This is a genomic window from Rhizobacter sp. Root1238, from assembly GCF_001425825.1.
In the GTDB taxonomy this organism is placed as follows: domain Bacteria; phylum Pseudomonadota; class Gammaproteobacteria; order Burkholderiales; family Burkholderiaceae_C; genus Rhizobacter.
Genome location: NZ_LMDM01000008.1, coordinates 1 through 16114, shown reverse-complemented (window position 1 = coordinate 16114; position 16114 = coordinate 1). Strand labels below are relative to the sequence as shown.

At 70.7% G+C, this 16114-nt stretch carries 19 protein-coding genes, 3 tRNA genes and 1 riboswitch; of the genes, 9 read left to right on the top strand and 13 right to left on the bottom strand.

From position 1 onward, the window contains the following. Position 1: 1 nt before the first annotated feature. From cobJ to ASC98_RS07885, 12 genes are read right to left on the bottom strand one after another with little or no spacing between them, the layout of a single operon-like run. On the bottom strand, positions 2-982 hold the full coding sequence (gene cobJ, locus ASC98_RS07940; RefSeq protein ID WP_082541875.1) for a precorrin-3B C(17)-methyltransferase: 981 nt from the start codon (positions 980-982) through the stop codon (positions 2-4). Then, positions 979-1779 carry a CbtA family protein gene (locus ASC98_RS07935; protein ID WP_056806962.1) on the bottom strand — a complete coding sequence of 267 codons (801 nt, stop codon included), beginning with the start codon at positions 1777-1779 and terminating at the stop codon, positions 979-981. Before ASC98_RS07935 ends, cobJ begins: the two co-directional genes overlap by 4 nt. Positions 1780-1792: 13 nt before the next feature. Then, the gene (locus ASC98_RS07930; protein WP_056806734.1) at positions 1793-1981 is read right to left on the bottom strand and encodes a CbtB domain-containing protein; all 189 of its coding nucleotides are present in this window, start codon (positions 1979-1981) and stop codon (positions 1793-1795) included. Between the two features lie 40 nt (positions 1982-2021). Continuing rightward, positions 2022-2417, bottom strand: coding sequence for a cobalamin biosynthesis protein (locus tag ASC98_RS07925; RefSeq protein WP_056806730.1), 396 nt, complete (start codon positions 2415-2417; stop codon positions 2022-2024). Next, positions 2414-3160 (bottom strand): cobalamin biosynthesis central domain-containing protein, encoded by a 747-nt coding sequence (locus ASC98_RS07920; protein ID WP_056806727.1) that lies wholly within the window; start codon positions 3158-3160, stop codon positions 2414-2416. Before ASC98_RS07920 ends, ASC98_RS07925 begins: the two co-directional genes overlap by 4 nt. A 14-nt stretch (positions 3161-3174) precedes the next feature. Continuing rightward, positions 3175-3993, bottom strand: a complete 819-nt coding sequence (gene cobI / locus ASC98_RS07915; RefSeq protein WP_056806723.1) for a precorrin-2 C(20)-methyltransferase — start codon at positions 3991-3993, stop codon at positions 3175-3177. Further along, positions 3990-5303 (bottom strand): bifunctional cobalt-precorrin-7 (C(5))-methyltransferase/cobalt-precorrin-6B (C(15))-methyltransferase, encoded by a 1314-nt coding sequence (locus ASC98_RS07910; RefSeq protein WP_056806720.1) that lies wholly within the window; start codon positions 5301-5303, stop codon positions 3990-3992. The genes cobI and ASC98_RS07910 overlap by 4 nt, the downstream gene beginning before the upstream one ends. Next, the gene (locus ASC98_RS07905; RefSeq protein ID WP_056806718.1) at positions 5296-6402 is read right to left on the bottom strand and encodes a cobalt-precorrin-5B (C(1))-methyltransferase; all 1107 of its coding nucleotides are present in this window, start codon (positions 6400-6402) and stop codon (positions 5296-5298) included. The genes ASC98_RS07910 and ASC98_RS07905 overlap by 8 nt, the downstream gene beginning before the upstream one ends. After that, entirely contained in the window at positions 6399-7067 is a 669-nt protein-coding gene (locus tag ASC98_RS07900) for a precorrin-8X methylmutase (protein WP_056806714.1), read from the bottom strand. The genes ASC98_RS07905 and ASC98_RS07900 overlap by 4 nt, the downstream gene beginning before the upstream one ends. Next, the gene (locus ASC98_RS07895) at positions 7042-7950 is read right to left on the bottom strand and encodes a sirohydrochlorin chelatase (protein ID WP_056806711.1); all 909 of its coding nucleotides are present in this window, start codon (positions 7948-7950) and stop codon (positions 7042-7044) included. The genes ASC98_RS07900 and ASC98_RS07895 overlap by 26 nt, the downstream gene beginning before the upstream one ends. After that, a complete protein-coding gene (cobM, locus tag ASC98_RS07890; RefSeq protein WP_082541876.1) occupies positions 7947-8741 on the bottom strand; it encodes a precorrin-4 C(11)-methyltransferase in 795 nt (264 codons plus the stop codon). Before cobM ends, ASC98_RS07895 begins: the two co-directional genes overlap by 4 nt. 5 nt (positions 8742-8746) lie before the next feature. Beyond that, a complete protein-coding gene (locus ASC98_RS07885; RefSeq protein WP_056806705.1) occupies positions 8747-10051 on the bottom strand; it encodes a cobyrinate a,c-diamide synthase in 1305 nt (434 codons plus the stop codon). Positions 10052-10134: 83 nt separating this feature from the next. Beyond that, positions 10135-10373, bottom strand: a riboswitch (cobalamin riboswitch). Between the two features lie 238 nt (positions 10374-10611). Between ASC98_RS07885 and ASC98_RS07880 the strand changes: the two genes are divergently transcribed. From ASC98_RS07880 to ASC98_RS07860, 5 genes are read left to right on the top strand one after another with little or no spacing between them, the layout of a single operon-like run. Beyond that, the gene (locus ASC98_RS07880) at positions 10612-11196 is read left to right on the top strand and encodes an aminodeoxychorismate/anthranilate synthase component II (protein WP_056806702.1); all 585 of its coding nucleotides are present in this window, start codon (positions 10612-10614) and stop codon (positions 11194-11196) included. Beyond that, entirely contained in the window at positions 11193-12203 is a 1011-nt protein-coding gene (gene ltaE / locus ASC98_RS07875) for a low-specificity L-threonine aldolase (RefSeq protein WP_056806699.1), read from the top strand. The genes ASC98_RS07880 and ltaE overlap by 4 nt, the downstream gene beginning before the upstream one ends. 19 nt (positions 12204-12222) lie before the next feature. Then, positions 12223-13257, top strand: a complete 1035-nt coding sequence (gene trpD / locus ASC98_RS07870; RefSeq protein WP_056806697.1) for an anthranilate phosphoribosyltransferase — start codon at positions 12223-12225, stop codon at positions 13255-13257. Continuing rightward, complete coding sequence (gene trpC, locus ASC98_RS07865; RefSeq protein ID WP_056806693.1) at positions 13254-14042, top strand: indole-3-glycerol phosphate synthase TrpC; 789 nt, start codon at positions 13254-13256, stop codon at positions 14040-14042. The genes trpD and trpC overlap by 4 nt, the downstream gene beginning before the upstream one ends. After that, positions 14039-14752 (top strand): uracil-DNA glycosylase, encoded by a 714-nt coding sequence (locus ASC98_RS07860; RefSeq protein WP_056806691.1) that lies wholly within the window; start codon positions 14039-14041, stop codon positions 14750-14752. The genes trpC and ASC98_RS07860 overlap by 4 nt, the downstream gene beginning before the upstream one ends. A gap of 18 nt (positions 14753-14770) precedes the next feature. Here ASC98_RS07860 and ASC98_RS07855 read toward each other — a convergent pair whose 3' ends face one another. Continuing rightward, entirely contained in the window at positions 14771-15382 is a 612-nt protein-coding gene (locus ASC98_RS07855; protein ID WP_056806688.1) for an outer membrane beta-barrel protein, read from the bottom strand. A 140-nt stretch (positions 15383-15522) separates the two neighbouring features. On the opposite strand from ASC98_RS07855, the gene ASC98_RS07850 reads away from it, so the two are divergent. From ASC98_RS07850 to ASC98_RS07835, 4 genes are all read left to right on the top strand, one after another. Further along, positions 15523-15608 (top strand) — tRNA-Tyr (locus ASC98_RS07850). Positions 15609-15702: 94 nt separating this feature from the next. Further along, positions 15703-15776: transfer RNA gene (locus ASC98_RS07845), tRNA-Gly, on the top strand. Positions 15777-15858: 82 nt separating this feature from the next. Beyond that, positions 15859-15933: transfer RNA gene (locus ASC98_RS07840), tRNA-Thr, on the top strand. Between the two features lie 55 nt (positions 15934-15988). Continuing rightward, on the top strand, positions 15989-16114 hold a 126-nt coding region (locus tag ASC98_RS07835), incomplete at its 3' end, for a GTP-binding protein (RefSeq protein ID WP_235581207.1).

Below are 16114 nucleotides of genomic sequence, written 5' to 3'. Positions count from 1 at the left end.
CTCAGCCCTCTCCCTCGTCGTTCGTCGTCGTGTCGGTGGCAGCCTGCTCGACCGGCTCGGCCAGCGTGGCCGCCAAGTAGTCGGCCGGCAGCCCGTGCAGCCGCGCCAGGTCGGCCACGGTGTGGCCCGCGGCGAGCTGCGCCTGCAGCGTGTCGAGCCAGCCCAGCAGGCCGGTGCTCAGCGAGCGGCCGGCGCGTTCGCCGTCGCGCGTCTCGCCGCCCTGCTCGATGTCGTACTTGTTCGCATAGCCGCGCGGCGTGACCATCAGCCCGTCGCGCACGAAGGTGTGGCTGTTGCCGATCAGCACCGTGCTCAGCATGCCGATCTCGCTGTCGGCCATCGTGTCGAGCGTGGTGAATTCGATGCGCTCGCGGCGCCGGTAGGCGCTCTTGACGACGGCCACCGGCGTGTCGGGCCGGCGGTGCCGCAGGAACAGCCGCTGCGCCTCGACGATCTGCCGCGTGCGGCGGCCGCTCTTCGGGTTGTAGAGCGCGACGACGAAGTCGGCCTGCGCGGCCGCATCGAGCCGGCGCGCGATCACCGGCCACGGCGTCAGCAGGTCGCTCAGCGAGATCGAGCAGAAGTCGTGCGTCAGCGGCGCACCGACGCGGGCGGCGCAGGCGTTGATCGCCGATGCGCCGGGCACCACCTCGACCTGCACCTCGTCGGCCGGTGTCCAGCCGGCCTGGAACAGCACCTCGTAGGTCGGCCCGGCCATGCCGTAGACGCCGGCATCGCCCGACGAGATCAGCGCGACCTTCTTGCCGGCGCGCGCCGCATCGAGCGCGCTGACGGCCCGGTCGAGCTCCTCGGTCATGCCCTTGCGCACGACCTCCTTGCCGTCGAGCAGGTCGGCGACCAGCTTGATGTAGGTGACGTAGCCGACGACGACATCGGCCTCGGCGATCGCCTCGCGGGCGCGCTGCGTCATGTGCTCGACGGCGCCGGGGCCGATGCCGACCAGCGTGATCTTGCCGCTCATGCCAGGCTCCTGGTCGGCAGTGCCGCAGCGCTGGACGGGTGATCGAGCAAGGGCGCGAGCCACCGCTTGAACACCGGCGCGGCGACGACGCCCATCGACAACCAGAACACGGACGCCGACACATGCGTCGCCAGCACGAAGTCGCGGCCCAGCACCTGCAGCCGCTGGTGCGCCTCGCCGCCGAACGCGCCGAGCGGGTCGCCGATCAGTTGCGGTGCGCCGATCACGAACGGCAGCGCGAGCCACGCCGCGGCAGCCGCCCAGCGCCACGGCTTGCGGCCGAACGCGACCAGCGCGCAGGCCGACAGCGCACTGCCGGCCGCGAGCAGCCACCACAGCTGGCGCAGCCGCAGGTCGGCGGCTTCCATGCCCGGCACCTCGGCCGGCAGCCCGAGCGAAGGCCACAGGTGCAGGCTCAGCCAGCCGGTCGCGGCGACCGCCGCGGCGATCTGCCACGTGCCTGCCGACAGCCCGCGCTTCCACGCCCATGCGCCCATCGCCGCGAACACCAGCAGCGCGAGCGCGAACCCATTCAGCAGGTTGGCGACCCAGGTCCAGGCGCTGCGCTCGATGCCGTCGGCCGGCGTCCAGTCGACGTCGTGGTGGTGCGCATGGCCGGCTTCCTCGGGCGCGTGGGGATGGTCGTCGAGGGCGGCCTGCACGGGCGCCTTCTGCACCTCGAACGCCTCGGCCGCGAGGATGATCGGCACCGCCTGCCAGCGTTGCACGATCCATTGCAGGCTGCCCACCGCCAAGGCGACGAGCAGCGCACACCACACCAGGCGTCGGAACAGCATCATCGGCTCCCGGTCAGTGGCACGGACGGCCGGTGGCATGGCGCACGTCGTGCGCCGCGTTGTGCGCGAGCGGGCTCTCGGCGAACGCGACGCCGTACAGCACGACCATGCCGAGCAGCGCGGCGGACGCCAGCTGGCGAATCACGCCGCGCGAGGCGGCGACGGGCAGGGCGATCGAAGGTTGCAGGGTTTGCGGGTTCATGGGTTTTCCTTGGGTTGACGTGATGACAGCGAAATGGGAGTCAGCGGCAGCGGGCGACCGAGACGGTGGCGTGGCGACCGTCGTCGCCACGCAGGATGTGTTTCTCGACCAGCAGCGAACTGGCCGGCGCCGCACCGGCGGCCAGCAGCGCGGCCGCCTCGCTGACCGATGGCGTGCCGGTGTAGCGCCGCACCGTCTCCGACGGATTCGGCACCGGCACCTCGGCCAGTTCGCTGGCGTCGTAGAAGTGCAGCGACCAGCCGCGCAGCGACGCCAGGTCGAGCAGCCCGCGCTCGTCGGCCTTCAGCGTGATGCTGGCCACCGCCGCGACATCGGCGAGTGCCGCGCCGGCCAGCGCCAGCGCCTCGCCGACCGCGCGCGACAGCGTCTCGACCGGCGTGCCGCGGTCGCAGCCGAGCCCGAGCGCGACCCTCATGCGGCCACCTCGTCGACCGGCGGGCGATAGACGACCAGGCGCTCGTTCAGCTGCTGCCACAGCGCATCGTCGATCGCGCGCCGTGTGACCCACAGCACCGCCTTGAAGCGCGCCAGGTCGACGTCCTCGAAGCGCTCGAAGCGGTGGATGCTGGCCGGCAGCGGGGTCGGCCGCGTCCACCAGTGCGGGCTGCCGGCTTCCTGCACGAAGGCGATCGGCTCGCCGTTGACCACGTGGGCCGAGACGCGGGTGATGTTGAGCTTCGGCGCCTCGACCTTCCAGCCGAGTTCGCGCCCGAGGATGTCGACCGGGATGGTCTTGCCGACGTCGGAGGCGGTGGTCAGCACCGGCGTCGCGCCGAGCAGTGCGGCCACCTGCTCCGCGCAGGCATTGGCACCGCCGACGTGGCCCGACAGCACCGGGATCACGAACTGGCCGGCATCGTCGACGACGGTGATGCCGGGGTCCTCGTCCTTCGATTTCAGGTGCGGCGCGATCAGCCGCACGACGGCGCCGAGCGACACGAAGAAGATCAGCTGGTCGTAGGCCGCGAACAGCGGGCCGATCTCGTCGCGCAGCGCGGCGGTGTAGGCGCGCAGTGGGTTCGCGAGGCCGGCGAAGGTGGCGGCGAATTTCTCGGCGCAGACGATGTGCGCGTGCGGCAGTTGCGCAGCCAGTTGCGCGGCCTGCGTGGCGCCGTGCTTCGTGATGGCAACGATGGCAATGCGAGGTGTGGTGTTCATGCGTAGCCCGGATGTCAATCCGGGTCGTCTGGGTTGATGGCGGCGGCCGATCCCGGATTGGCATCCGGGCTACGTTTCTTCAGGCATCCGCGGATGCGCTCGCCGCGGATGCGCAATGGGCTGTGCACCAGCATCAGCGACAGGTAGCTGACCTTCTGGCCGCGCAGCGACAGCATCTCGGCGCCGCGCAGCACGCGTTCGTCGGGCGCGCCGCAGCGTTCGATGAAGGTCGCGCCGTCCAGCAGCGCGCGCTGCTGCAGCCAGTCGAGGAGGTCCTCGATCAGCGGCTTGACCTTCATCAGCACCAGCGTGTCGAACTCCGGCAGCAGGCGGTCGAGCGCGCTGACGCCATAGGCCGCGGGCACCACCGCGATGGTGTCGTCCTGCTCGCCGAGCGGGCGGCCGAGCGTCGCCGCGGCGGCATTGAAGGCATTCACACCGGCGAGGGTGTCGACCGCGATGCGCTCGTCGCGCGCCTTCACGGTGCGCGCCAGGTGGCCGAAGGTCGCATAGGTGCTGGAGTCGCCCTCGACCAGGAACAGCACGTCGCGGCCGGCCTGCAGCATCGGCAGCACGGTGTCGGCGGCGCGGTGCCAGCTGCGCAGCAGCTTCTCCTCGTCGTGCGTCATCGGGAACAGCAGCGGCAGGTGCTCGGCCGGTGGCGCGAGTTCGCTGCGCGTGACGATGTCGAACGCGTAGCTCGGCGTCTTCGTGCTGCGCGTCGGGTAGGTCCACACGGTGTCGCGGCGCTCCAGCTGGGCCCAGGCGGCGCGCGTGATCAATCCCGGATCGCCCGGACCCAGGCTCACGCCGATCAATCGACCGAACGTCATGGGGCCGCCTTTCGCGCGCAGACGATCCACACCGGGTTCTCGGCCGCCATCCGGTGCATGTGCAGGATCGGCTTGCTGCGCGAGGCCTGCAGCATCACGACGTCCCACTCCGCGCCGAGTCCGGCGAGCGTGCTGGTGGCCGTGCCCAGGTTCTCGATCGTCACGAAGTTCATCACCAGCTGGCCGCCCGGGCGCAGCCGGCGCAGGCACAGCGCGATCAGCTCGGCCAGTTCGCCGCCCGATCCGCCGATGAACACCGCATCCGGATCGGCCCAGCCGTCCAGCCCCTGCGGCGCCTTGCCCTGCACCAGCGTGTGGTTGCCAACGCCCAGCGCCGCGCGGTTGCGGCCGGCGATCGCGACGTCGTCGTCGTTCTTCTCGATCGCGTACACGTGGCCGGCCGGGCACAGCCGCGCCGCCTCCAGGCCGACCGCGCCCGAACCGGCGCCGATGTCCCAGACGATGCTGTCTTCGCGCAACTGCATGCGCGCCAGCGAGACGGCGCGCACCTCCAGCTTGGTGATCAGCCCCTTGTCGGGATGGCGCTGCTCGTAGCTCGCGTCCGGCAGGCCGAAGCGCACCGGCCGGGCCAGCGCCGACTGGCGCCACAGCAGCACGACGTTCGGGTCGGCGAAGCGGGCCTGTGCCGCGTCGGCGATCGACACCCCGGTGACGATGCGCTCGTCGGGCTGCAGCAGCCGCTCGGCGACCGCGATCTGGAAGTCGTCGGCCAGGCCCTCGGCCAGCATCATCCGCGCGATGCGGTCGGGCGTGTTATCGGGGCTGGTCAGCACCGCGAGCCGCGCATGGCGGCGCAGCGATTGCGCCAGCGCGTACAGCCCATGCGACGGCTCGGCGCCGGGGCCGGGCCATTCGCCGGCGTCCTTCGCGTGGATGCTCTCGATCTTCAGGTCCTGCCAGACCAACCCGACGCGCGCGCAGGCGAGCTGGATGGTCGACAGGTTGGGCAGCACCTCGATCGCGTCCAGGCACAGCTGCATGCCGAGGTAGCCGGCGATGCCGTGGCACAGCGGGTCGCCGGTGGCCAGCACCACGCAGCGCCTGCCGGCGGCCTGCGCCTGGCGGATGTCTTCGGCCACAGCCGCCAGGCCGCCGATCGCGCGGCGCTCGGCCTCGGGCTGGATGCGCGATTCGAGCAGCGCCAGCGTGCGCTTCGCGCCGATCACCAGGTCGGCCTCGGCCAGTGCCTGCAGGGCCGGCGCGCCCAGGCTCGCGGCACCGTCGTCGAGCACGCCGACGATGCGGCAGCGCGGCGGGCGCAGGTGGGAAGCGTCTGTCGAATCATTCATGTGAAGTCGCCTCAGCGAGTTTCTTGCCGTCGAAATCGCAGACCAGCACGTCGAGCCGGAAGCGGTTCGGGTAGCGACCCATCACCGTGCTGACCACCTGGCGCGCCAGCGCGGTGTGGAAGGCATCGATCAGCCCCAGTACCGCCATGCGCTCGGCCGCGAAGCGCGCGGTCTCGGCCGCGGCGATGGCCGCGCATTCGTCGGGCGGTGCGCCGATGCTGGCGGCGATCGCGGCCAGCAGGTCGGTGTCGACCTCGGCCCGGTTTGCGTGCGTGATGGTTTCGCCCTGCGCGATCTTGGTCAGCTTGCCGACCATGCCGCCGATCACGACGCGCTTCAGCTTCGCCTTCACCGCGGTGTCGAGCGCATAGCGGAGGAAGTCACCCATCTGCACGAAGCAGGGCTCGGGCAGGCCGGGCAGTTCGGCCATCGCGAACTTCTCGGTCCGCCCGCCGGTGGTCAGCACGACGGTGTCGCTGCCGGTGGTGGCCGCGACCTCGACGCCCTGCACCACGCTCGCGCGGTAGGCGGCCGTGCTGTAGGGCTTCACGATGCCGGTGGTGCCGAGGATCGAGATGCCGCCGAGGATGCCGAGCCGCGCATTCAGCGTCTTCTTCGCCATCTCGAGGCCCTGCGGCACCGAGATCGTGACCTGCAGGCCGTCGCTCGCGAGCAGCGCGGTGCCGACCTCGCGCACGTTGTCCTCGATGTTGCGGCGCGGCACCGGGTTGATCGCCGGCCCGCCGACCGCGAGGCCGAGCCCGGCCATCGTCACGGTGCCGACGCCGAAGCCGCCGAGCAGCACCACCTCGCCGGCCGCGCCGGGCAGGCGCAGCACGTCGGCGGTCAGGTGCGCCTTGTCGGTGCAGTCGGGGTCGTCGCCGGCGTCCTTGATCACCATCGCATGCGCACTGCGGCCGTCGCACAGGCCGTCGTTGACGTCGAAGCGCACCCGCTGGCCGTTCGGCAGCAGCGCCTCGACCGTCGGCGGCACCGTGCCGTCCAGCAGCCCCAGGACCGCCGCGCGCGCGGCCGCAGCCGAACACGCACCGGTCGTGAAACCGGTGCGGGTGCCGCGCTTGACGGTCTTCTCCATCATGACGGGGTGGCCTCCGCGAGGCTGAGCAGCGCGTGGATGGCCGCGACGACGAGCGTCGAGCCGCCCTTGCGGCCGCGGATCACGATCCATGGCACCTCGTCGACCTGCGACATCAGCTCCTTCGACTCGGCCGCCGACACGAAACCGACCGGCATGCCGACGACCAGCGCCGGGCGCGCGCCTTCTTCATGGATCAGCCGCACCAGCTCGATCAGCGCGGTCGGTGCGTTGCCGATGCCGACGATCGCGCCGTCGAGCAGCCCGAGCCGGTGCGCCTTGCGCATCGCCTGCACCGCGCGCGTCGTGTCGTCGGCCTTGGCCTGCGCGATCACGTCCGCATCGGCGATGAACTGGTGCGTGCGCATGCCGAAGTGCGCGAGGCGCGGTGCCGACAGGCCGACACAGATCATCTCGACATCGGCGACCACGCGCGAACGGCCCGACAGGATCGCGTGGATGCCGGCCGTCACCGCGCGCGGGTGGAAGGCGGTCAGCCCGTTGAAGTCGAAGTCGGCGTTCGCGTGGATCATGCGGCGCACGATCGGCCACTGGTGCGGCGGGTAGGCGTGCGGACCGACCTCGCGGTCGATCACCGCGAAGCTGTCGTGCTCGATCGCGCGGCCGGCGCGGGTGAGCTGTTCAGTGACCGTGTTCGGCGTGGTCATGGGCGTGGGCGTGGTCGTGGGGATGCGCGTGTTCGTGCGCGTGCTCGTGTGCAGCGTGGTGCGCGTGATCGTGACCGTGGTGATGGGCCTCCCACTGCGCGGCTTCCTCGCTCACGGGCACCGCGGCCAGCGCGCCGTGCATCAGCGCGTCGACGCGGCCGGCCAGCAGCTGCGCGATCTCCGGCTCGAAGCCGAAATGCGTGCCGCTTGCGAAGCGCACCTGCGGGTACTGGGCGCGCAGGTGCTCGACCTGTCGGCCGATGCGCTGGATCAGCGTGCCGGTGAACAGGTAGTAGGGCAGCACGATCACCTGCCGCATGCCCAGCTGCACCTGGCGTTGCACCACGCGCTCGAGCCGCGGCCACGCGATGCCGGTGAAGGCGAGGTCGACCAGCTCGTGGTCGCCGTCCTCGAACAGCCAGCGCGCCATCCGCGCCATCTCGCCGTTGGCCTCGCGGTTCGACGAGCCGCGGCCGAGCAGCACGACGCCGGTGCCGGTCGGGTCGGGCATGTCGAGCGCGTGCATGCACTGCTTCAGCTGGCGGCGCAGCACGTCCAGCACCGGCTCGCAGACACCCAGGTGCGGCGCGTAGTCGAAGCGCACGCCGGCATGGCGCTGCCGGGCGCGCGCGATGTGCGACGGGATCTCGACGTTGACGTGGCCGGCGGCGTTCAGGATCAGCGGCACGACGATCACGCGTTCGGCGCCCGTCGCGGCGCGGTCCAGGCCTTCTTCCACCTCGATCTCGGCGAACTCGATGAAGCACAGCTCGGTGCGCCACTGCGGATGGCGGGCGCGCCACAGCTGCGTGAAGCGCTCGATCTCGTCGTTGCCGCTCTTCTCGCGCGAGCCGTGGCCGACCAGCAGGATGGTGTCGTTCATGTCGTGGTCGTCCCTCGTCTGAACCGGTGGGTGAATGCGGCGTCGTACAGCTTCGACTTCGTGAGCTCGGGCCAGCCGCGCGCGCCCAGCGCCGGGCTCGCGATGACCATCGCCTGGCTGACGATGCCGGCCTCCCGGCATTGCTGCTTGATGGTGGCCAGCGTGCCCCGCACGATGCGTTCTTCGCCGGGCCAGCTGGCCTTGTGCACCACCAGCATCGGCGCGTCTTCGGCCCAGCCGGCTTCGCGCAGCCCGGCTTCGATCCTGTGCAGCAGCGTGATCGACAGGAAGATGCACAACGTGCAGCGGTGCGCCGCCAGCTCGGCCAGCGATTCGCCGGGCGGCATCGGCGTGCGGCCTTCGACCCTTGTGAAGATCACCGTCTGCGTGACCTCGGGCAGCGTGAAGCTCTCGACCGCCGCGGCGGCCGATGCCATCGCCGACGACACGCCGGGCACCACCGCGATCGGGATGCCGGCCGCGTCGAGCGGCTGCACCAGCTCGATCAGCGTGCCGTACAGCGCCGGGTCGCCGGTCTGCAGCCGCACGACGGTGTCGCAGCGCGCGGCCTGCGCCGTCAGCCACGCGACCATCTGCTCGTGCGTCATGTCCTTGCTGTCGGCGACCACGCAGCCGGGCGGCGCCCAGCGGGTGGCCGCCTCGTTGACCAGCGAGCCGGCGAACAGGATCGCGCCGGCGCGCTCGATCAGCCCGCGGCCCTTGACGGTGATCAGCTCGGGGTCGCCGGGGCCGGCACCGACGAACCAGACGCGGCCGGATGTCGTGTTCATGGCGCTCATCGCGTGAACAGGCGTGCGACGGCCTGCGGGTTGGACGGGAAGTAGGCGTGGAAGTACGAGGCCGTCAGCCGGCCGCTGCGGTACACCGCCTCGCCGCGCCGGCCGGCACGCATCGGCTGCGTGGTGCACAGCGGCGTCAGCGGCGATTCGAGCCGCGAGTAGTGGAAGCTGTGGCCGCGCAGCGTGCCTTCGGGCAGCGCGGCCTCGTGCAGGCCGATGCTGGCCAGCCGTGTCTGCATCGCCGCATGGCCCGGCAGCAGCCCGGCCATCGCGGCGCGGCGGCCCTGCACGTCGGTCAGCGCCTGCAGCAGCAGCAACAGCCCGCCGCATTCCGCCAGCATCGGCGTGCCGGCCGCATGGTGGTCGCGCAGCGCCTGGTGCATGAAGCGGTTGGCGGCCAGCGCATCGAGGTGCAGTTCGGGGTAGCCGCCGGGCAGCCAGATCGCGTCGCACGGCGGCGGCGCGGTGTCGTGCAGCGGCGAGAAGAACGCGAGGTTGGCGCCCATCGCCTGCAGCAGCGCGAGGTTGGCGGTGTAGAGGAACGAGAACGCGGTGTCGCGCGCGATGGCGATGCGCACGCCGTGCAGCAGCGGTTCGATGGGCGCCGCACTGCCGGGTTCGAAGCTGACCGCAGGCGGCAGTTCGCCGGCATCGGGGCCGAGCGCATCGGCGGCGCGGTCGAGGCGGGCGTCGAGGTCGTCGAGTTCGCTCGCCTGCACCAGGCCGAGGTGGCGTTCCGGCAGCGCGATCTGCTCGTCGCGCGGCAGCGCACCCCACCAGCGCAGCGACGCGGGCAGGCTTTCGCGCAGCAGGCTCGCGTGGCTGTCGCCGGCGACGCGGTTGGCCAGCACGCCGGCCATCGACAGGCCGTCGCGGTAGCTGGCGAGGCCGAGCGCGATCGCGCCGAAGGTCTGCGCCATCGCGCTGCCGTCGATCACCGTCAGCACCGGCAGGCCGAAGCGCAGCGCGAGCTCGGCGGTCGACGGCGTGCCGTCGTGCAGCCCCATCACGCCTTCGACGAGGACCAGGTCGGCCTGCTGCGCGGCCTCGTGCAGCAGCGCGCGGCAGTGCGCCTCGCCGCCCATCCACAGGTCGAGCTGCTGCACCGGCGCGCCGCTGGCGCGGGCGAGGATCATCGGGTCGAGGAAATCGGGGCCGGCCTTGAAGACCCGCACGCGGCGGCCGCGCCGGGCGTGCAGGCGCGCCAGCGCGGCGGTGACGCTGGTCTTGCCCTGGCCCGACGCGGGCGCGGACACCAGCAGGGCAGGGCAGCGCACGGGGCGCAGCTCGGGGACTTCCATCGAATGGACAACTCGCAACAGACCGGCCGTCGCCCTGCTTCCCCGCAGGGTTTCGTGAACAGGCATGCGCTGCGTTGCCGCGGGCGCGCACCCACTGGGTTGGCCGGTCTCCGGGCTGGCGGACATCTTCCGTGCACCCTTCCCATCGGCACGGGGCCGACAGTGGGTGATTCGCACGGGAGCGCTCTCCGGGGAGGGCGTCCGCTTACCGTTGCGGGGGCAGCTCAGGTTGGATCCGCCCCGACAGGGCTCGTCTTCCTGATTCCCGTTTCACTGCCGCAGCCGGACGGCCGCGGCGAGCACCAACGTGGGCGGCATGATAGCCCGCCGGCTTCCCCGATCCCCATTGCGCAGCCATAATGCGGCCCCATGGTCTCCACGCGTTCATTCACAGCGACGCTCCGCGGTTGGCGTTGGCGCAAGCCAACGACCTGAACCCACCTCATGGCGCGCCCGCGCGGGCGCCGCAGTCTTCCGCCGCGCCCCTGCCTGTGCCCACGCGATCCACCGCCGTCGGCCGGCACCCGCCCCGAACCCACTGATTCCAGAGGCCTGAGCACATGCTGCTGATGATCGACAACTACGACTCCTTCACCTTCAACCTGGTGCAGTACTTCGCCGAGCTCGGCGAGGACGTGCGGGTGTTCCGCAACGACGAGATCACGCTCGACGGCATCCGCGAACTGAAGCCCGACCAGCTGGTGCTGTCGCCCGGGCCGTGCTCGCCGGCTGAGGCCGGCATCTGCGTCGACGCGATCCGCGAGTTCACCGGCAAGATGCCGATCCTCGGCGTGTGCCTCGGCCACCAGGCGATCGGCGCCGCGCTGGGCGGCCACATCATCCGCGCGAAGACGCAGATGCACGGCAAGACCGACGTCATCACCACCGACAAGCGCGGTGTCTACACCGAACTGCCGCAGCAGTTCACCGTGATCCGCTACCACTCGCTGGTGATCGAGCGCGACACGCTGCCGGCCGAGCTGGAGATCACGTCGACCTCGCAGGACGACGAGATCATGGGCGTGCGCCACACCGCGCTGGCCGGCACGAAGACGCCGCTCGAAGGCGTGCAGTTCCACCCCGAATCCATCCTCACCGAACACGGGCACGCGATGCTGAAGAACTTCCTGGAGTTGCGCGCATGAACGTGGTCGATCTGCGCAGCGACACCATCACCCGGCCGACAGCGGCCATGCGGGAGGCGATGGCGAAGGCCGAGGTCGGCGACGACGTCTTCGGCGACGACCCGACCGTCAACGCGCTGCAGGAGCGCATCGCCGCGCTGCTCGGCAAGGAGGCCGCGCTGTTCGTGCCGACCGGCACGCAGAGCAACCTGGTCGGCATGATGACCCACTGCGGCCGCGGCGACGAATACATCGTCGGCCAGATGGCCCACACCTATCGCTGGGAAGGCGGCGGTGCCGCGGTGCTCGGCAGCGTGCAGCCGCAGCCGCTGGAGCACCAGCCCGACGGCACGCTGGCGCTCGCCGACATCGACGCCGCGATCAAGCCCGACGATGCGCACTTCGCGCGTTCGCGCCTGCTGTGCCTCGAGAACACGCTCGGCGGCAAGGTGCTGCCGCAGGCCTACCTGGCCGAGGCGACCGGCCTCGCGCGCCGGCGCGGCCTCGCGACCCACCTCGATGGTGCGCGGCTCTTCAACGCCGCGGTGAAGCAGGGCATCGCCGCGCGCGAGATCGCGGCGCATTTCGACAGCGTGTCGGTCTGCTTCTCGAAGGGCCTGGGCGCGCCGGTCGGCTCGGCGCTGGTCGGCTCGAAGGCCTTCATCCACGGCGCGCACCGCTGGCGCAAGATGCTCGGCGGCGGCATGCGCCAGTCCGGCGTGCTGGCCGCCGCGGTGCTGCACGCGCTCGACCACCACGTCGAGCGCCTGGCGGATGACCATGCGCTCGCGCAGCGGCTGGCCGCCGGCCTGGCCGACGTGCCCGGCGTGACGGTCGAGCCGCCGCAGACCAACATCGTGTTCGTCGACGTGCAGGGCCCGAAGGCCGCCGGCCTGATCGACCACCTGAAGTCGCGCGGCGTGCTGGCCACCGGCCTGTACCGGCTGCGCTTCGTGACCCACCTCGATGTCGACGCCGCCGGCGTCGACCGCGCGATCGCCGCGGTGCGCGAGCACATGTCTTCCTGAGGCCTTGACGAGTCGAACCATGTCCATCAGCAACACCGAAGCCCTGGCCCGCGTCATCGACCACCGCGAGATCTTCCACGACGAGATGCTGACGCTGATGCGCCGCATCATGAGCGGCGAGATGTCGCCGGTGATGATCGCCGCGCTGTCGATGGGACTGCGCGTCAAGAAGGAAACCATCGGCGAGATCGCCGCCGCCGCGCAGGTGATGCGCGAGTTCGCGACGCCGGTGGTGGTGGCCGACACGACCCACCTGGTCGACCTGTGCGGCACCGGCGGCGACGCGGCGCACACCTTCAACATCTCGACCGCGGCGATGTTCGTCGCGGCCGCGGCGGGCGCGCGGATCGCGAAGCACGGCGGGCGCAGCGTGTCGTCCAGTTCCGGCAGCGCCGACGTGCTGGAGGCCTTCGGCGCCAACGTCAACCTGAATGCCGCGCAGGTGGCTCAATGCCTGCAGGAAAGCGGCATCGGCTTCATGTTCGCGCCCAACCACCATGCGTCGATGAAGCATGCCGGGCCGGTGCGCAAGGAGCTCGGCGTGCGCACGATCTTCAACATCCTCGGTCCGCTGACCAACCCCGCCGGCGCCCCGAACCAGCTGATGGGCGTGTTCCACGCCGACCTGGTCGGCATCCAGGTGCGCGTGCTGCAGCGCCTCGGCTCGGAGCACGTGATGGTGGTCTACGGCATGAACGGCATGGACGAGATCTCGCTGTCGGGCGAGACGCTGGTCGGCGAGCTGAAGAACGGCGAGGTGCGCGAGTACGTCGTGCACCCGAGCGACTTCGGCATGCCGGTCTACGACACCCGCGTGCTGAAGGTCGCCGACAAGGCCGAGTCGGTGCAGTGCATCCAGCGTGCGTTCGCCAACGAAGACGGGCCGGTGCGCGACATCGTGCTGCTGAACGCCGGCGCGGCGCTGTACTGCGCGAACGTCGCGTCGTCGGTCAGCGAGGGCGTGCGGATGGCGCGCGAGGCGGTGGCCTCGGGCAAGGCGCTGGCCAAGCTGAGCCAGTTCGTCGCGGTGACCAACCAGTTCAAGACGGCATGAGCGACATCCTGAACAAGATCAACGCGGTCAAGCGCGACGAGATCGCGGCGGCCCGCAAGCTGCGCGACGAAGCCTCGGTGCGGCGCGACGCCGAATCGCTGGGCGGGCTGCGCGACTTCACGAAGGCCTTGCGCGACAAGATCGCCGCCGGCTCGGCCGCGGTGATCGCCGAGGTCAAGAAGGCGAGCCCGAGCAAGGGCGTGCTGCGCGAGCACTTCGTGCCGGCCGAGATCGCCGCGAGCTACCAGAAGCACGGCGCGGCCTGCCTCAGCGTGCTGACCGACCGGCCCTTCTTCCAGGGCTCGGTCGAGTACCTGCAGGCGGCCCGCGCGGCCTGCGCGTTGCCGGTGCTGCGCAAGGACTTCATGGTCGACAGCTACCAGGTGTTCGAGGCCCGCGCGATGGGAGCCGACTGCATCCTGCTGATCGCCGCCAGCCTCGACGACGCGCAGATGGCCGACCTCGAAGCCCAGGCGCTGGCGCTCGGCATGGCGGTGCTGGTCGAGGTGCATGACGGCGCGGAGCTGGACCGTGCGCTGCGCCTGAAGACGCCGCTGGTCGGCATCAACAACCGCAACCTGCGGACCTTCGAGGTCACGCTCGACACCACGATCGGCTTGCTGAAGCAGGTGCCCGGCGACCGGCTGCTGGTGACCGAGAGCGGCATCCTCGCGCGTGCCGACGTGCAGCGCATGCGCGACGCGAACGTGCATGCCTTCCTGGTCGGCGAGGCCTTCATGCGGGCGCCGGATCCGGGCGTGGCGCTGGCCGAGCTGTTCCGGTGAGTTCGGCGTCGCTGACGACGCCGCTGGCGCAGGTGCTCGATGCCGCGCCGGCCGGCTGGCGCGAGGTGCTGCTGCCGTGGCGCGCCTCGGCCGCGGGGCAGGGCCTGGTCGAGTTCGTCGACCGGCGGGTGGCCGAGGGGGCGGTGGTCTACCCGCCCGAGCCGCTGCGCGCGCTCGAATTGACGTCGCTGCCCGATGTGCGCGTGCTGATCCTCGGGCAGGACCCGTACCACGGCCCGGGGCAGGCGCACGGACTCGCGTTCTCGGTGCCGGCCGGTGTCGCGCTGCCGCCGAGCCTGCGCAACATCTTCAAGGAACTGGTGCGCGACCTCGGGGTGGCACCGGCGACCGGCGACCTGTCCGGCTGGGCCGCCCAGGGCGTGCTGCTGCTGAACACGACGCTGACCGTCGAGCAGGCTTCGCCGGCGAGCCACGCCCGCCATGGCTGGGAGCCGCTGACCGAGCGCATCGTCGCGGCTGTCGCGGGGCGGCGGCGGCCCTGCGTCTACCTGCTGTGGGGCGCGCATGCGCAGCAGTTCGCTGCCTTGATCCGCGACACCGGCGGACCCGATGCGCTGGTGCTGGCGTCGAACCATCCGTCGCCGCTGTCGGCGCGCCGCCCGCCGGTGCCCTTCATCGGCAACGGGCACTTCGGTGCCGCGCAGCGGCACCTGCAGGCGCACGGCGACCCGATCGACTGGAGCCGGTGAGGCTCCAGCGGCCCGGCCTCAGTTGAAGTAGTAGCTGACGTAGAAGCCGACGTGGCTGCCGTCGTATTCCGGCGCGGTCGAGTAGCCCTTTAGCGTGAACTTCTCGTGCACCGCGCGCAGCTTCAGCGCGATCGCGCGCGTCATGAAGTACTCGCCTTCGATCACGGCGCCGGTCGACGAGTCGAATTCGACATTGCCGACGTCGAGCGCGCCGCTGGACGAGAACTTCGCGTTCTGCGACCAGCGCAGCCCGCCGCCGATGCGCCATTGATCGTTCAGGTCCCAGTGGCCCAGCACCTCGACCGGGTAGCGGTCGAAGGTCTTGCGGCCATCGTCGCCGTGGCGCGTCTCGCCGCGGACCGTCTGGAAGTGGTAGCCGACGCTGATCTGCGCCGAGAACGGGCTGTCGAAATGCACGTCGACGCCGGCCTTCACGTCGATCAGGCCGCCGGCGCGGATCGTCGTGCTGTAGCCGTCCTCGAACTCGACCGAATCGAGCTTGTCGCCGCCCCAGGTCAGGCCGAGGCCGACGAACGGGCGCAGCTGCACGCCGGGGCCGCCGGTGTCGGATTGCGCCTGGGCCGAGGCCGACAGCGCGAGCACCGCGGCGGCCAGGATGATCTTCTTCATGGGGTCTCTCCTCCGTGTCACCCGCGAAAATGCTGGGGCGGGCGCGATTATCCCGGCCCCGGGTGACCGTCGCGAGGCCGTTTTTTGCGGCGTTGGTTTGTCAGAGGCCTCAACTCGATGTATAGTCCCGAGTTCGCCGCGGAGGGGTGCCCGAGTGGCTAAAGGGGGCAGACTGTAAATCTGTTGGCTTACGCCTACGCTGGTTCGAATCCAGCCTCCTCCACCACGGCGAAACATATTTTTGTAGTTGCTAGACGTTGCAAGACCGTTCCGGTGCAGGCCTCGATGAGGGGTTTGGCCGGGGCGGGTGGGGCTCCCGGGCGGGAGTAGTTCAATGGTAGAACCCTAGCCTTCCAAGCTAATGACGCGGGTTCGATTCCCGTCTCCCGCTCCAGAACGTCGTTGCAAGAGAGGTGTCGTCAGAGGCTTGACTGCCAGAGGTTGTCAGCCCTGTGTCGACGAGGCACAAGAGACCTGCCCATGTGGCTCAGTGGTAGAGCACTCCCTTGGTAAGGGAGAGGTCGCGCGTTCGATCCGCGCCATGGGCACCAGTTTTCTCGGTACTGTTTTCAGCACTGTCAATCTCGACCGCTAGGAGCGCGAAAAATGGCAAAAGGCAAATTCGAGCGGACCAAGCCGCACGTGAACGTTGGCACGATTGGTCACGTGGACCATGGGAAGACGACGCTGACGGCGGCGATCACGACGGTGCTGTCGGCAAAGTTCGGTGGC

Excerpts from the sequence above, each read along its gene's own strand:
- ASC98_RS07920 (WP_056806727.1), bottom strand. The coding sequence starts at position 3,160 with ATGAACACCACACCTCGCATTGCCATCGTTGCCATCACGAAGCACGGC.
- cobJ (WP_082541875.1), bottom strand. The coding sequence starts at position 982 with ATGAGCGGCAAGATCACGCTGGTCGGCATCGGCCCCGGCGCCGTCGAG.
- ASC98_RS07910 (WP_056806720.1), bottom strand. The coding sequence starts at position 5,303 with ATGAATGATTCGACAGACGCTTCCCACCTGCGCCCGCCGCGCTGCCGC.
- ASC98_RS07855 (WP_056806688.1), bottom strand. The coding sequence starts at position 15,382 with ATGAAGAAGATCATCCTGGCCGCCGCGGTGCTCGCGCTGTCGGCCTCG.
- ASC98_RS07925 (WP_056806730.1), bottom strand. The coding sequence starts at position 2,417 with ATGAGGGTCGCGCTCGGGCTCGGCTGCGACCGCGGCACGCCGGTCGAG.
- ASC98_RS07900 (WP_056806714.1), bottom strand. The coding sequence starts at position 7,067 with ATGACCACGCCGAACACGGTCACTGAACAGCTCACCCGCGCCGGCCGC.
- trpC (WP_056806693.1), top strand. The coding sequence starts at position 13,254 with ATGAGCGACATCCTGAACAAGATCAACGCGGTCAAGCGCGACGAGATC.
- ASC98_RS07885 (WP_056806705.1), bottom strand. The coding sequence starts at position 10,051 with ATGGAAGTCCCCGAGCTGCGCCCCGTGCGCTGCCCTGCCCTGCTGGTG.
- ASC98_RS07935 (WP_056806962.1), bottom strand. The coding sequence starts at position 1,779 with ATGCTGTTCCGACGCCTGGTGTGGTGTGCGCTGCTCGTCGCCTTGGCG.
- ASC98_RS07895 (WP_056806711.1), bottom strand. The coding sequence starts at position 7,950 with ATGAACGACACCATCCTGCTGGTCGGCCACGGCTCGCGCGAGAAGAGC.
- cobI (WP_056806723.1), bottom strand. The coding sequence starts at position 3,993 with ATGACGTTCGGTCGATTGATCGGCGTGAGCCTGGGTCCGGGCGATCCG.
- ASC98_RS07930 (WP_056806734.1), bottom strand. The coding sequence starts at position 1,981 with ATGAACCCGCAAACCCTGCAACCTTCGATCGCCCTGCCCGTCGCCGCC.
- trpD (WP_056806697.1), top strand. The coding sequence starts at position 12,223 with ATGTCCATCAGCAACACCGAAGCCCTGGCCCGCGTCATCGACCACCGC.
- ASC98_RS07880 (WP_056806702.1), top strand. The coding sequence starts at position 10,612 with ATGCTGCTGATGATCGACAACTACGACTCCTTCACCTTCAACCTGGTG.
- ltaE (WP_056806699.1), top strand. The coding sequence starts at position 11,193 with ATGAACGTGGTCGATCTGCGCAGCGACACCATCACCCGGCCGACAGCG.
- cobM (WP_082541876.1), bottom strand. The coding sequence starts at position 8,741 with ATGAACACGACATCCGGCCGCGTCTGGTTCGTCGGTGCCGGCCCCGGC.
- ASC98_RS07905 (WP_056806718.1), bottom strand. The coding sequence starts at position 6,402 with ATGATGGAGAAGACCGTCAAGCGCGGCACCCGCACCGGTTTCACGACC.